The following is a 14,210-nucleotide window of genomic DNA, read 5'->3' as shown; positions in this document are numbered from 1 at the left end:
TGCAGGGGGGACCCTGTGGGAGAGTAGGACGCCGCCGAACAATTTTTAGCCTCAACCCCCGGACTCCGTCCGGGGGTTGAGGCATTTTTGCGTTCCGGGGCCGGAGGGGACCCTGTGCGCCCCCGCCTGGTGGCTGAGGGTAAGGTCGGGGGGCAATGTCGGCACCGTTCCAGCAGGAGGCCCCCGGGTGGAGGTCCAGGAGACTCGAGTTCAGACCGACCGGGTCCTCACCATCCCCAACATTCTCAGCATGGCGCGCCTCGTCGGCGTGCCGCTGTTTCTGTGGCTGATTCTCCGTCCGGAGTTCGGCGGGCCCAAGAGTGACGGGTGGGCGCTTCTCGTCCTGGCGCTCAGCGGCGTCAGCGACTATCTCGACGGGAAGCTCGCCCGGCGCTGGAACCAGATCAGCAGCCTCGGCCGGCTGCTCGATCCCGCCGCCGACCGGTTGTACATCCTGTCCACTCTCGTGGGGCTCACCTGGCGGGAGATCCTGCCTCTGTGGCTGACCGCCGCGCTCCTGGCACGCGAGGCCATGCTGCTCGTGATGGTGGGAATCCTCCGCCGGCACGGCTACCCGCCGCCGCAAGTGAACTTCCTCGGCAAAGCTGCGACTTTCAACTTGATGTACGCCTTCCCGCTGCTGCTTCTCAGTGACGGAACGGGCTGGCTCTCGTCACTCGCTGAAGTTTTCGGGTGGGCCTTCGCCGGATGGGGTACAACTCTGTATTGGTGGGCAGGGATCCTCTACGTGGTCCAGGTCCGTCGACTCGTGAAGGCGGATACCGCGGCCGATTGAGCCCGTCTGTCCTGTGTCGAGCAGCGTCGCCGGCAACAACGAGGACGTCCGAGGGGCCCCTGAACAGACAGGTGAAGTCGGCTGGACCGTCGTCTCTTCAAGGAGGACGCTTCCGACATGAAGGCCGTCGTGATGGCCGGTGGCGAAGGAACCCGCCTTCGCCCTATGACCTCGAGCATGCCCAAGCCTCTTCTGCCGGTGGCCAACCGGCCGATCATGGAGCACGTCCTACGACTGCTCAAGAGGCACGGTCTCAATGAGACCGTCGTCACCGTGCAGTTTCTCGCGTCGCTCGTCAAGAACTACTTCGGCGACGGAGAAGAGCTCGGGATGGAGCTCACGTATGCCAACGAGGAAAAGCCACTCGGTACAGCGGGAAGTGTGAAGAACGCCGAGGAAGCGTTGAAGGACGACGCTTTCCTCGTCATCTCGGGCGATGCGCTCACCGATTTCGACCTCAGCGATCTCATCGCCTTCCACAAGGAGAAAGGCGCCCTCGTCACGGTCTGTCTGACACGGGTGCCCAATCCGCTGGAATTCGGCATCACCATCGTCGACGAAGAGGGCAAGGTCGAGCGCTTCCTGGAGAAACCCACCTGGGGCCAGGTCTTCTCGGACACCGTCAACACGGGCATCTACGTGATGGAGCCCGAGGTCTTCGACTACGTCGAGGCGGACGTGCCGGTCGACTGGTCGGGTGATGTCTTCCCGCAGCTGATGAAGGAGGGCAAGCCGATCTACGGCTATGTCGCCGAGGGCTACTGGGAGGACGTCGGCACCCACGAGAGCTATGTGAAGGCCCAGGCGGACGTCCTGGAGGGCAAGGTCCAGGTCGACCTCGACGGCTTCGAGATCTCGCCCGGGGTGTGGGTCGCGGAAGGCGCCGAGGTACATCCCGACGCCGTGCTCCGCGGACCGCTCTACATCGGCGACTACGCCAAGGTCGAGGCGAACGCCGAGATCCGTGAGCACACCGTCATCGGCTCGAACGTGGTCGTGAAGAGCGGTGCCTTCCTGCACAAGGCGGTCGTCCACGACAACGTCTACCTCGGGCAGCAGAGCAATCTGCGGGGCTGTGTGATCGGGAAGAACACCGACATCATGCGGGCCGCCCGGATCGAGGACGGCGCCGTCATCGGGGACGAGTGCCTCGTCGGCGAAGAATCGATCGTGCAGGGGAACGTGCGCGTCTACCCCTTCAAGACGATCGAGGCCGGCGCCTTCGTCAACACCTCCGTCATCTGGGAGTCCCGAGGACAGGCCCATCTCTTCGGGGCGCGCGGGGTCTCCGGCATCCTCAACGTGGAGATCACCCCGGAGCTGGCCGTCCGGCTGGCGGGGGCGTACGCCACGACCCTGAAGAAGGGGTCGACCGTCACCACCGCGCGTGACCACTCCCGGGGCGCCAGGGCGCTGAAGCGGGCGGTGATCTCCGCGCTGCAGGCCAGCGCCATCGACGTACGGGACCTGGAGAACGTTCCCCTGCCGGTGGCGCGGCAGCAGACCGCGCGCGGCAGCGCCGGCGGAATCATGATCAGAACCTCGCCCGGGGTGCCGGACTCCGTGGACATCATGTTCTTCGACGAACGCGGGGCGGACCTCTCGCAGGCGCAGCAGCGGAAGCTCGACCGGGTGTTCGCGCGCCAGGAGTACCGGCGGGCCTTCCCCGGTGAGATCGGCGACCTGTCCTTCCCGGCGAGCGTCTTCGACTCGTACACCGGCTCGCTGCTGCGGAACGTCGACACGACGGGGATCGCGGAAGCCGGTCTGAAGGTCGTCGTGGACGCCTCCAACGGCAGCGCCGGCCTCGTGCTGCCCAGTCTGCTCGGGCGGCTCCAGGTCGACTCGCTGACGATCAACCCCGGACTCGACGAGTCCCGGCCCACCGAGTCGGCCGAGAGCCGGCGGGCCGGGCTCGTACGGCTCGGGGAGATCGTGGCCTCGGCGCGCGCCGCGTTCGGGGTGCGCTTCGACCCCGTCGGCGAGCGGCTCTCGCTGGTGGACGAGCGAGGGCGGATCATCGAGGACGACCGGGCGCTCCTGGTGCTGCTCGACCTGGTGGCGGCCGAGCGGCGGTCCGGCCGGGTCGCGCTGCCGGTGACGACCACGCGGATCGCCGAGCAGGTCGCCGCGTACCACGGCACCCAGGTCGAGTGGACGACCACCTCGCCCGACGACCTCACGCGGGTCGGGCGTGAGGAGTCGACGATCTTCGGCGGTGACGGGCGCGGCGGCTTCATCGTGCCCGAGTTCAGCAGCGTCTTCGACGGGGCCGCCGCCTTCGTGCGGCTGATCGGTCTCGTGGCGCGGACGCAGCTCACGCTGAGCCAGATCGATGCCCGGATCCCGCGGGCGCACGTCCTGAAGAAGGACATCGCGACCCCGTGGGCGGTGAAGGGACTGGTGATGCGCCGGGTGGTCGAGGCGGCGGGCAGCCGCTCCGTGGACACCACCGACGGAGTCCGGGTGGTCGAGGCCGACGGACGGTGGGTGATGGTCCTGCCCGACCCCGCCGAGGCCGTCACCCATCTGTGGGCGGAGGGGCCCGACGACGCCTCCGCGCAGGCCCTGCTCGACGAGTGGGCCGAGGTGGTCGACAGCGCAGGTCGCTGACGGTTCGGGCGGTTCGGCCGGGAGGCGTCCACGGGGCGCCTCCCGGCCGTACGGAGGGGCCATTCGGCGGTAGGCCGTGCGACGTGCGACGATGTGCGGCATGTCGCAGCAGCCCCCCGTTCGGAGCACCGGTTCGTCGCCGCCGCGCCCGGACGCGTCCATGTCGCTGCTGAACAACGTGATCGACCACGCGCTCGACGACGGCTACGCCGAGGCGACGGCCCGGCGAGCGGCCGAGGGCGGTGGGCTGCCCCGTAACCTGCGGGCCAAACTGGGCGTCGCCGCGGGTCTCCTGCTCGCCGCCGTCGTGGTGACCGTGGGCGCGGCCGAGGCGCGGATCTCCGCGCCGGTCGTCGCCAAGGAGCGGCAGGACCTGATCGACCGGATCGACAAGGAGACGTCCACGGCCGACCGGCTGGAGGAGGACGTCGAGCGGATCCGGGCCGAGGTCGGGGAGCGCCAGCGGCAGGCCCTGCAGCAGCACGGCGGGGACCAGGCCGAGCTCGCGGCCCTGCTGTCGGGCGCGACGCCGGTGCACGGCCCCGGGGTGAGGCTCGTCGTCGACGACGCCAAGGGCACCGACACCGGTGGCGGCGGACCGCGGGAGAGCGCGGGCTTCTCCGACACGGGCCGGGTCCGCGACCGGGACATGCAGCGGGTGATCAACGGGCTGTGGGAGTCGGGCGCCGAGGCTGTCGCGATCAACGGGCAGCGGCTGACGTCGCTGTCCGCGATCCGGGCTGCCGGTGACGCCATACTGGTCGACAACAAGCCGCTGGTGCCGCCGTACACCGTCCTCGCGATCGGGGACGGGCAGAGGCTGAGCACCGCGTTCCAGGACAGCGCCGACGGGCAGTACCTGCACGCGCTGGTGGAGAACTTCGGGATCAGGAGCAGGATCTCGGTCGAGGGCGACGTGCGCCTGCCGGCCGCGCCCAGCCTGACCGTACGTACCGCAGAGCCGAGGGGGGCCGGGGCGGCGACGCCCTCCGGTCGGGCCACGGCCGACACAGGGAAGGGCACATCGTGATCGCCGTACTGGGCCTGATCGTCGGAGTCGTGGTCGGACTGTTGGTCCGCCCCGAGGTTCCGGCGGTGGTCGAGCCCTATCTTCCGATCGCCGTGGTCGCCGCCCTCGACGCGGTCTTCGGCGGCCTGCGGGCCATGCTGGACGGGATCTTCGTCGACAAGGTCTTCGTGGTCTCGTTCCTCTCCAACGTGGTCGTGGCCGCGCTGATCGTCTTCCTCGGCGACAAGCTGGGCGTGGGCGCGCAGCTGTCGACCGGTGTGGTCGTCGTCCTCGGCATCCGCATCTTCTCCAACGCGGCCGCCATCCGGCGTCACGTCTTCCGGGCGTGAGGCCGATGAGCGAGAACCCTCAGAACCCCGGGAACTCTCAGAACCCCGAGAACTCTCAGAACCTCGGGAACCCTCAGAACCCCGGGAACTCTCAGAACCCGGAGCGGCCCGAGAAGCCCGAGACCCCCGAGGCCCCCGGGGCCGGCAGGCCCGAGGCTCCCGAGAGCGCGAAGCCCGAGCAGCGGGGCGAGGCCGTCCGGCCGCCTGAGGCGCCTCAGGCGCCCGTCACGCCCGAGGCGCCCGTCGTGGCGGGGCCGCCGGCCGTGACCGCGCCGCCCGCAGCCGAGCCGAGCGGACGGCGGAGACTCGCCTCCGCCCTGTGGCCGCCGCGGGTGACCCGGGCCCAACTCGTCGTCGCCCTCCTGCTGTTCGTCCTCGGTCTCGGACTGGCCATCCAGGTCTCCTCGACGAGCGAGAACAGCGCGCTGCGCGGGGCACGTCAGGAGGACCTCGTGCGGATCCTCGACGAACTCGACGACCGCACGCAGCGCCTGGAGGACGAGAAGGCCCGCCTGGAGAAGCAGCGCTCCGAGCTGGAGTCCAGCTCGGACCAGGCCGAGGAGGCGCGCAAGCAGACCCAGGAGAAGGAGCAGCAGCTCGGCATCCTGGCCGGCACCGTCGCCGCCGAGGGGCCGGGCATCACCCTCACGGTGGGGGATCCCGCCGGGGCGGTCGAGTCGGACATGCTGCTCGACGCCATCCAGGAGCTGCGTGCGGCGGGTGCCGAGGCGATCCAGGTGAACGGCGTCCGGGTCGTCGCGGACAGTTATTTCACCGGTAGCGGTGACGACATGCGGATCGATGGAACGAAGGTGGCCGCTCCGTACGTCTTCAAGGTCATCGGCAAGCCGGAGGATCTCGAGCCCGCGCTCAACATCCCCGGCGGTGTCGTGCAGACCCTGGAGAAGGAGCAGGCCACAGCCACGGTGGAGCGGTCGGCGAAGATCGTCGTCGACGCCTTGCGACCCGCGAAGCGGCCTGACTACGCTCAGTCGTCCTCCCAGTGAGAGCGGGGACGAGGGGGTTCCCGCGACAAGGGCATGACGTTGCGGGGGGTCGGCGCACCACAAGGGTGGTGCGTGGTGGAAACTGTCCGGAGGATACGGACGTTGTGAAGGTGTCCGGGTCGGCAGGTGTGAAGGATCTCGGTTCGTCCTGCCCCACGGGCGGGTCTGTTTCGGTCAAGGGGAATCGCCCGTGAAGTTGTTTGCGAAGTTGTTCGGCAAGAGCGCACGCGAGGACGGCGGCAACGCCAGGCACGCCGCGCCGCGCCACGCCCAGAGCGAGGAGCAGGGTGGCGAGCGCCCGCTCTTCCGTGACGAGGTCGACGGTCGGGGCGGTGACATTCCGGGCACGCAGGGCGCGTCTTCTGTTGACCCCGCCGGGGCCGCCCGCATAGGTTTCGGAGAACCATCAACCTCAAGTACGGGTGGAGGGTTTGCGCCCGACCCGTACGCGACACAGACCTCCGCGGGGCAGCCGCGGCAGGAGGATGCGTCCATGCCGGTGTGTACGAGGTGCGGTCACCGCAACGCGGCGGACAGCCGCTTCTGCTCCCACTGCGGTACGCCGCTGCGGGGCGGGGTCGCCGCCGAGCGTGCGTCGGAGACGACGTCGACGATCTCCATCTCGGGGATCGAGGCGTACGACGCGGAGGTCACAGGTCAGACCGCCCTTCCGTCGCTGTCTCCCGAGGCGCTGGCGGCCGTGGAGGCGCTGCCTTCCGGTTCCGCGCTCCTCGTGGTGCGCCGGGGGCCGAACTCGGGCAGCCGGTTCCTGCTCGACGGCGAGCTGACGACGGCCGGCCGTCACCCGCAGAGCGACATCTTCCTGGACGACTTCACGGTCTCCCGGCGGCATGTCGAGTTCCGGCGGGCGCAGGACGGCAGCTTCACCGTCGCGGACGTCGGCAGCCTCAACGGCACGTACGTCAACCGTGAGCCGATCGACTCGGTCGTCCTGTCCAACGGCGACGAGGTGCAGATCGGCAAGTACCGGCTGGTCTTCTACTCGAGCCAGCGAGGCGTGTGACGCCTCGGGGAATCCCTTCAGGGAAGGTCCATGCTGCGAACACCGACGGGCGGTGCCGGATCCGGCACCGCCGCCGCGGGCGACCGGCTGGTCAGCATCGGCACGGTGCTGAACCAGCTGCGCGACGAATTTCCCGAAGTGACGATCTCCAAGATCCGGTTCCTGGAGGCCGAGGGGCTGGTCGAGCCCCGGCGGACGGCCTCCGGGTACCGGAAGTTCAGCCCGGAGGACGTGGAGCGACTCGCCCGCATCCTGCGGATGCAGCGGGACCACTACCTTCCGCTGAAGGTCATCCGTGAGCACCTCGACGCCCTCGCGCGGGGCGAGGAGATCAAGCTCCCGGCGCCCGGGCGCCGGCGGGACCTGCTGGAAGGGGCCTGGGAGCAGGACGAGGCGGAGACGCCGACCGTCGCGCGGCTCGGACGGGCCGAGCTGATCGCCGCCGCCGAGGTGAGCGAGGCCGAGCTCGCCGAGTGGGAGTCGTACGGCCTGATCGCCGAGGCGGAGGGCGGCGGCTACGACGCCGACGCCGTCACCGTCGCCAGACTTGTCGCGGATCTGGGGAGATTCGGTCTGGAGCCCCGGCACCTGCGGGCCGTCAAGGCGGCCGCCGACCGGGAGGCCGGGCTGATCGAGCAGGTGGTCGCGCCGCTGCGCCGGCACCGTAACCCGCAGACCAGAGCCCATGCGGAGGCCACCGCGCAGGAGCTCGCCGCGCAGTCGGTGCGGCTGCACGCGGCCCTCGTCCAGAGCGCCCTGGGGATCCGGCTCCAGTGACCCGGTGAGGCGTCCGGCGGGGCCCGACTATCCAAACCGGTCGGGCACGTCCTAGGGTTGCTGTGTGAACGAGCTCGACGTTGTGGGTGTCCGGGTGGAAATGCCCTCCAACCAGCCGATCGTGCTCCTGCGTGAAGTGGGAGGCGATCGGTACCTCCCCATCTGGATCGGACCGGGGGAAGCGACCGCGATCGCCTTCGCCCAGCAGGGGATGGCCCCGCCGCGGCCGCTGACGCACGACCTGTTCAAGGACGTGCTGGAGGCCGTGGGACAGGAGCTCACCGAGGTCCGCATCACGGATCTGCGCGACGGTGTCTTCTACGCCGAGCTGGTCTTCGCCAGCGGCGTCGAGGTGAGCGCGCGGCCGTCGGACGCGATAGCGCTGGCCCTTCGGACCGGGACGCCGATCTTCGGCAGCGACGGCGTGCTGGACGACGCCGGCATCGCGATCCCGGACGAGCAGGAGGACGAGGTGGAGAAGTTCCGCGAGTTCCTCGACCAGATCTCACCGGAGGATTTCGGAAGCAGCAGTCAGTGAGGCGCGGCGGCGCGGCCGGAGGCCGTCCGCGGGGTGCCGTCAGAGCATTCGAGTAGCCTTTCCCGGGAGAGGGACACGCGAAACCACTCTCAGGGTGATTATCACTCGGCGTGCCGAGTGTGGCGATCGTTGACGCACCCCGAGTGACTGCCTACCTTCGTGTGGGCAGGTCAAGGACGGAGGGTCGGCGTGATGAGCAGCGCGGACGGTACGGCAGGGAGCTCCCTCGGACGCGCGTCCGGAGAGAGCGCGCCGTATCCGCTTCACGGCAGTGTGGGCGACTTCGGGACGGACACCGGCGTCGGCATCGCCGACGCGGCGATCGGCTACCGCGGACCGACGGCCTGCGCGGCCGCCGGGATCACCTACCGCCAGTTGGACTACTGGGCGCGCACCGGACTCGTGGAGCCGAGCGTGCGGCCCGCGTACGGGTCGGGGACCCAGCGGCTGTACAGCTTCCGCGACGTCGTCGTGCTGAAGATCGTCAAGCGTTTCCTCGACACCGGGGTGGCGCTGCAGAACATCCGGGCCGCGGTGCAGCACCTGCGCGCCCGGGGCTTCAGGGACCTGGAGCGGATGACGCTCATGAGCGACGGGGCCACGGTCTACGAGTGCTCCTCGCCCGACGAGGTCGTCGACCTCCTCCAGGGCGGGCAGGGCGTCTTCGGCATCGCCGTCGGGGTGGTCTGGCGCGACGTCGAGGCCGCGCTCTCGCAGCTCCACGGGGAGCGCGTCGACACGGGCGAGACGCTGGTCGGGCACAACCCCGGCGACGAGCTGGCGCGCCGGCGGCGCGACAGGGCGGTCTGAGGACGTCCCCGGTCCGGGTGCTCCGACGGCTTCCGCGGTCCGGGCGTGCCTCGCCCGCAGGGGGCGGCCCGGGGTCTCCGGGAGTTCGGCGGGGGCGTTGTCAGTGGCGTGAGGCAGCATCGGACCTGTGAGAGCCGCGCCCACGATCCTGCATCTCGACATGGATGCCTTCTTCGCCGCCGCCGAGCAGGCGTCGAAGCCCAGCCTGCGCGGAAAGCCCGTGATCGTCGGCGGCCTCGGGCCCCGGGGCGTGGTCGCCACCGCCTCCTACGAGGCGCGTCGCTTCGGGGTGCACTCGGCCATGCCGATGGGCCAGGCGCGGCGGCTCGCGCCGAACGCGGCCTATCTCGTGCCGCGCTTCGCCTTCTACCGCTCGATCAGCGAGCAGGTCATGGAGCTGCTCCGGCGGCTCTCCCCGCTCGTCGAGCCGCTCAGCCTCGACGAGGCCTTCGTCGACCTCGAGGCCGGCGGCGTCGCCGACGACAGCGCGAGCGCCCGGGCCGCGGGGGAGCGGCTGCGGGTGGACATCCTCGCGACGACGGGGCTGACCGGGTCGGTGGGGCTCGCCGGATCCAAGATGATCGCGAAGATCGCCTCCGAGGAGGCCAAGCCGGACGGGCTCGTCCTCATCGAGCCCGGGACCGAGCGGGAGCTGCTCGGACCGCGGTCGGTGCGGATCCTGCCCGGGGTCGGGCCGGCCACCGGGGAGCATCTGCGGCGCGCCGGGATGACCAGCGTCTCCGACCTCGTGGAGGCGGGCGAGGACGAGCTCGTACGGCTCCTGGGGCGGGCGCACGGGACCTCCCTGCACCGGATGGCCCAGGGGTACGACGACCGGCGCGTGGTGGCCGAGCGGGACGCCAAGTCGGTGTCGGTCGAGGACACCTTCGACGTGGACCTCCACGACCGGGTGCGGATCCGGCTGGAGGTGGAACGGCTCGCGGAGCGGTGCGTGGGGCGGCTGAGGGCGTCGGGGCACTCGGGGCGGACCATCGTCCTGAAGGTGCGGCGGTACGACTTCTCGACGCTCACCCGGTCCGAGACGCTGCGGGGCCCGACGGACGACCCGGCCGTCGTGCGGGAGGCGGCGGGGCGGCTCCTGGAGGCGGTGGACACGACGGGGGGCGTGCGACTCCTCGGGGTGGGGGTGAGCGGGCTCGCGGACTACACGCAGGAGGACCTGTTCGCCCAGGCGGTCGCCGACTCCGCGGCGGACTCCGGGGCGGAGCCGGAGGCGGGGGCCGTGGCCGAGGCGGAGGAGGTCGTCGATGCCGGGGAGCACGGCCCCGTGGAGAGGGACTGGGCGCCCGGGCACGACGTGCGGCACGCGGTCCACGGGGCCGGGTGGGTCCAGGGGAGCGGGGTCGGGCGGGTCACGGTGCGGTTCGAGGAGCCGTGGTCCGGGCCCGGGCGGGTGCGGACGTTCTCCGTGGACGACCCCGAGCTGGAGCCGTCGGAGCCGTTGCCGCTGGTGCGGGGGGCCACGGTGGCCTGACCCGCACCGGCGGGGCGGTGCGGGTCCTTCCGTGGTCGCCGGCCCGTGGGGCCGTCAGGCGCCGTCCTGGCCCGCCAGGCGGCCGAAGTCCTTGTCCGGGACGTCGGAGGGCGGGGGCGGCAGGGCGAGGCTGTAGTGGCGGTAGAGCTGGAGTTCCTGTTCGGGGGAGAGGTGGCGGCCCACGCCGAAGTCGGGGGCGTCCTTGATGAGCGCCCGCTCGTACGGGATGTGGAGGCCGTCGTCGAGGAGGGTGCTCGGTTCCAGGGGGACGAAGGCGTCCCGGCTGAACAGCCCGGTGCGGACCGCGGCCCATTCGGGGATGCCGGTCGCGTCGTCCAGGTACACCTCGTCCACGGTTCCGATCTTGTGCCCGTTCCGGTCGAACGCCTTGCGGCCGATCAGGCTGCGCGGATCGATATCGGTCTGCACGGTCCCTCCAACTGGTCGCAACTGCTCTACACCCCTACGAAAGTGCACATCTGGGATGTCGGCCACTTGAGCGATGGAAGCCGCAACCTCGCTGGTAGGCTGGTTGTGGCTGTCGACCCCGTGCGGGAGAGTCCCCCGGAGAAACCTTCCGGTGGGCGCCGAAGGAGCAAATCCTCCCCGGAATCTCTCAGGCCCCTGTACCGCGCGGACGAGGTCACTCTGGAAAGCAGAGCGGATGTCCGACGGCATTCCGCTCTCACCGACGGTGAAAGCCGGCGGGCCGCGAGGCGTGCCGGTGAAACTCTCAGGTTGAGATGACAGAGGGGGAGGCCGTCCGGGCACCCGCGCCGTGGTGCCCCTCGCAGGTCGTGACGACCAGGAGGCCTCCGTACATGACCGCCAACCGCACTCCGCTCTCCGAGCTCGAACAGGGCATTCCGTTCGAGCAGCGGCACATCGGGCCCGACGCCGAGGCGCGCGCCAAGATGCTCGCCCAGGTCGGTTACGGCTCGCTCGACGAGCTCACGGCCGCCGCGGTGCCGGACGTGATCAAGAACGCCGAGGCGCTGGGCCTGCCGGCCGCGCGCACCGAGGCCGAGGTCCTCGCCGAGCTGCGCACGCTCGCCGACCGCAACCAGGTCCTCGCCCCGATGATCGGCCTCGGTTACTACGGGACCTTCACCCCGCCGGTCATCCTCCGGAACGTGATGGAGAACCCGGCCTGGTACACGGCCTACACCCCGTACCAGCCGGAGATCTCCCAGGGCCGCCTGGAGGCCCTGCTGAACTTCCAGACCATGGTCGCCGACCTGACCGGTCTGCCCACCTCCGGCGCCTCCCTCCTCGACGAGGGCACCGCCGCCGCCGAGGCCATGGCGCTGTCCCGCCGTGTCGGCAAGGTCAAGAACGGTGTCTTCCTCGTCGACGCCGACGCCCTGCCGCAGACCATCGCGGTCATCGAGACCCGCGCCGAGCCGACCGGCGTCGAGGTCGTCGTCGCCGACCTGAGCGAGGGCATCCCCGCCGAGATCGCCGAGCGCGGTGTCTTCGGCGTGCTCGTCCAGTACCCCGGCGCCTCCGGTGCCGTCCGCGACATCAAGCCGCTGATCGACGCCGCGCATGAGCTCGGCGCGATCGTCACCGTCGCCGCCGACCTGCTCGCGCTCACCCTGCTCACCTCGCCGGGCGAGCTGGGCGCCGACATCGCCGTCGGCACCACGCAGCGCTTCGGCGTCCCCATGGGCTTCGGCGGCCCGCACGCCGGCTACATGGCCGTCCAGGACAAGCACGCCCGCTCCCTCCCCGGCCGTCTCGTGGGCGTCTCGGTCGACGCCGACGGCAACCGCGCCTACCGCCTGGCCCTGCAGACCCGCGAGCAGCACATCCGCCGCGAGAAGGCCACCAGCAACATCTGCACGGCCCAGGTGCTGCTCGCCGTCATGGCCGGCATGTACGCCGTCTACCACGGCCCGGACGGTCTGAAGCAGATCGCCGAGCGCACCCACCGGTACGCCACGCTCCTCGCCGCGGGCCTCACCGCCGGTGGCGTCGAGGTCGTGCACGGCTCCTACTTCGACACCCTCACCGTCCGCGTGCCCGGGAAGGCCGACGAGGTCGTCGCCGCCGCCCGCGAGGCCGGGGTGAACCTCTACCGCGTCGACGCCGACCTCGTCTCGATCTCGTGCGACGAGACCACCGGGCGCGCGCAGCTCGCCGCCGTCTGGGGCGCCTTCGGCGTCACCGCCGACGTCGAGGCCCTGGACGCCGGCACCGAGGACGCCCTCCCCGCCGGTCTGCTGCGCTCCGACGCGTACCTGACCCACCCGGTCTTCCACGCGCACCGCTCCGAGACCTCGATGCTGCGCTACCTGCGCAAGCTCGCGGACCGTGACTACGCGCTCGACCGCGGCATGATCCCGCTCGGCTCCTGCACCATGAAGCTGAACGCGACCACCGAGATGGAGCCGGTGACCTGGCCCGAGTTCGGCCAGATCCACCCCTTCGCCCCGGTCGAGCAGGCGCAGGGCTACGTCACGCTCATCACCGAGCTGGAGGAGCGCCTCGCCGAGGTCACCGGCTACGACAAGGTGTCGATCCAGCCGAACGCCGGCTCGCAGGGCGAGCTCGCCGGCCTCCTGGCCGTGCGCGCCTACCACCGCGCCAACGGCGACGAGCAGCGCACCGTGTGTCTCATCCCGTCCTCCGCGCACGGCACCAACGCCGCCTCCGCGGTGATGGCCGGCATGAAGGTCGTCGTCGTCAAGACCGCCGACGACGGCGAGATCGACGTCGAGGACCTGCGCGCCAAGATCGCCCAGTACCGCGACGAGCTGTCCGTGCTGATGATCACCTACCCGTCCACGCACGGCGTCTTCGAGGAGCACGTCGCCGACATCTGCGCCGAGGTCCACGAGGCCGGCGGTCAGGTGTACGTCGACGGCGCCAACCTCAACGCGCTGGTCGGCCTGGCCAAGCCCGGTCACTTCGGCGGCGACGTCTCGCACCTGAACCTGCACAAGACCTTCTGCATCCCGCACGGCGGCGGCGGCCCCGGCGTCGGCCCGGTCGGCGTCCGCGCCCACCTCGCCCCGTACCTGCCGAACCACCCGCTCCAGCCCACCGCGGGCCCGGAGACCGGCGTCGGCCCGATCTCGGCCGCCCCCTGGGGCTCCGCGGGCATCCTGCCGATCTCCTGGTCGTACGTGCGCCTCATGGGCGGCGAGGGCCTCAAGCGCGCCACCCAGGTCGCGGTGCTCGCGGCGAACTACATCGCCAAGCGCCTGGAGCCGCACTTCCCGGTGCTCTACACCGGTCCGAACGGGCTGGTCGCGCACGAGTGCATCGTGGACATCCGTCCGCTGGCCAAGGCCACCGGCGTCAGCGTCGACGACATCGCGAAGCGCCTCATCGACTACGGCTTCCACGCGCCGACGATGTCCTTCCCGGTGGCCGGCACGCTGATGATCGAGCCCACCGAGTCCGAGGACCTGACCGAGCTCGACCGCTTCTGCGACACGATGATCGCGATCCGGGGCGAGATCGAGAAGGTCGCCTCGGGCCAGTGGCCCGCCGACGACAACCCGCTGCACAACGCCCCGCACACCGCGGCCGCGCTGGGCGGCGAGTGGAACCACCCGTACACCCGCGACGAGGCCGTCTTCCCGGCCGGGGTCTCGGCCGCCGACAAGTACTGGCCGCCGGTGCGCCGCATCGACGGTGCCTTCGGCGACCGGAACCTGGTCTGCTCCTGCCCGCCGCTGGACGAGTACGACAACTGATCACGCGCCGAGGGCCGGTTCGGAGGATCTCCTCCGGGCCGGCCCTCGGCGTTCTCTCCCTCGTACGGCGTCCTTCCGCGCCCT

At 70.8% G+C, this 14,210-nt stretch carries 12 protein-coding genes and 1 riboswitch; of the genes, 11 read left to right on the top strand and 1 reads right to left on the bottom strand.

What is annotated here, in order from left to right; genetic code table 11:
• The first annotated feature begins 187 nt into the window (after positions 1-187).
• The 10 genes from ACFYUZ_RS35155 to ACFYUZ_RS35110 all read left to right on the top strand — a co-directional run bounded on the left by ACFYUZ_RS35155 (position 188) and on the right by ACFYUZ_RS35110 (position 10,419).
• On the top strand, positions 188-796 hold the full coding sequence (locus ACFYUZ_RS35155; protein ID WP_030686439.1) for a CDP-alcohol phosphatidyltransferase family protein: 609 nt from the start codon (positions 188-190) through the stop codon (positions 794-796).
• Positions 797-913: 117 nt separating this feature from the next.
• Positions 914-3,409: a sugar phosphate nucleotidyltransferase gene (locus tag ACFYUZ_RS35150; RefSeq protein WP_389316209.1), complete on the top strand. Its 2,496-nt coding sequence runs from the start codon at positions 914-916 to the stop codon at positions 3,407-3,409.
• 100 nt (positions 3,410-3,509) lie between these two features.
• Complete coding sequence (locus ACFYUZ_RS35145; protein ID WP_389316207.1) at positions 3,510-4,439, top strand: DUF881 domain-containing protein; 930 nt, start codon at positions 3,510-3,512, stop codon at positions 4,437-4,439.
• Positions 4,436-4,768 carry a small basic family protein gene (locus ACFYUZ_RS35140; protein ID WP_015032176.1) on the top strand — a complete coding sequence of 111 codons (333 nt, stop codon included), beginning with the start codon at positions 4,436-4,438 and terminating at the stop codon, positions 4,766-4,768. The genes ACFYUZ_RS35145 and ACFYUZ_RS35140 overlap by 4 nt, the downstream gene beginning before the upstream one ends.
• A 5-nt stretch (positions 4,769-4,773) precedes the next feature.
• On the top strand, positions 4,774-5,775 hold the full coding sequence (locus ACFYUZ_RS35135) for a DUF881 domain-containing protein (protein ID WP_389316205.1): 1,002 nt from the start codon (positions 4,774-4,776) through the stop codon (positions 5,773-5,775).
• A gap of 82 nt (positions 5,776-5,857) precedes the next feature.
• Positions 5,858-6,799, top strand: coding sequence for an FHA domain-containing protein (locus ACFYUZ_RS35130; RefSeq protein ID WP_389316215.1), 942 nt, complete (start codon positions 5,858-5,860; stop codon positions 6,797-6,799).
• A gap of 30 nt (positions 6,800-6,829) precedes the next feature.
• Positions 6,830-7,576, top strand: a complete 747-nt coding sequence (locus ACFYUZ_RS35125) for a MerR family transcriptional regulator (protein ID WP_389316203.1) — start codon at positions 6,830-6,832, stop codon at positions 7,574-7,576.
• Positions 7,577-7,640: 64 nt separating this feature from the next.
• Positions 7,641-8,114, top strand: coding sequence for a bifunctional nuclease family protein (locus ACFYUZ_RS35120; protein ID WP_030686418.1), 474 nt, complete (start codon positions 7,641-7,643; stop codon positions 8,112-8,114).
• A gap of 192 nt (positions 8,115-8,306) precedes the next feature.
• The gene (locus ACFYUZ_RS35115) at positions 8,307-8,924 is read left to right on the top strand and encodes a MerR family transcriptional regulator (protein ID WP_389316202.1); all 618 of its coding nucleotides are present in this window, start codon (positions 8,307-8,309) and stop codon (positions 8,922-8,924) included.
• A 127-nt stretch (positions 8,925-9,051) separates the two neighbouring features.
• The gene (locus ACFYUZ_RS35110; protein WP_389316200.1) at positions 9,052-10,419 is read left to right on the top strand and encodes a DNA polymerase IV; all 1,368 of its coding nucleotides are present in this window, start codon (positions 9,052-9,054) and stop codon (positions 10,417-10,419) included.
• A gap of 54 nt (positions 10,420-10,473) precedes the next feature.
• Here ACFYUZ_RS35110 and ACFYUZ_RS35105 read toward each other — a convergent pair whose 3' ends face one another.
• On the bottom strand, positions 10,474-10,848 hold the full coding sequence (locus tag ACFYUZ_RS35105) for a PRC-barrel domain-containing protein (RefSeq protein ID WP_389316198.1): 375 nt from the start codon (positions 10,846-10,848) through the stop codon (positions 10,474-10,476).
• A 113-nt stretch (positions 10,849-10,961) separates the two neighbouring features.
• Positions 10,962-11,061, top strand: a riboswitch (glycine riboswitch).
• A gap of 179 nt (positions 11,062-11,240) precedes the next feature.
• Here ACFYUZ_RS35105 and gcvP point away from each other — a divergent pair.
• A complete protein-coding gene (gene gcvP / locus ACFYUZ_RS35100) occupies positions 11,241-14,126 on the top strand; it encodes an aminomethyl-transferring glycine dehydrogenase (RefSeq protein WP_389316196.1) in 2,886 nt (961 codons plus the stop codon).
• Positions 14,127-14,210 lie beyond the last annotated feature (84 nt).

This window comes from Streptomyces sp. NPDC004266 (assembly GCF_042874095.1).
Lineage (GTDB): Bacteria > Actinomycetota > Actinomycetes > Streptomycetales > Streptomycetaceae > Streptomyces.
This window is presented reverse-complemented; position numbering and strand designations above follow the sequence as displayed.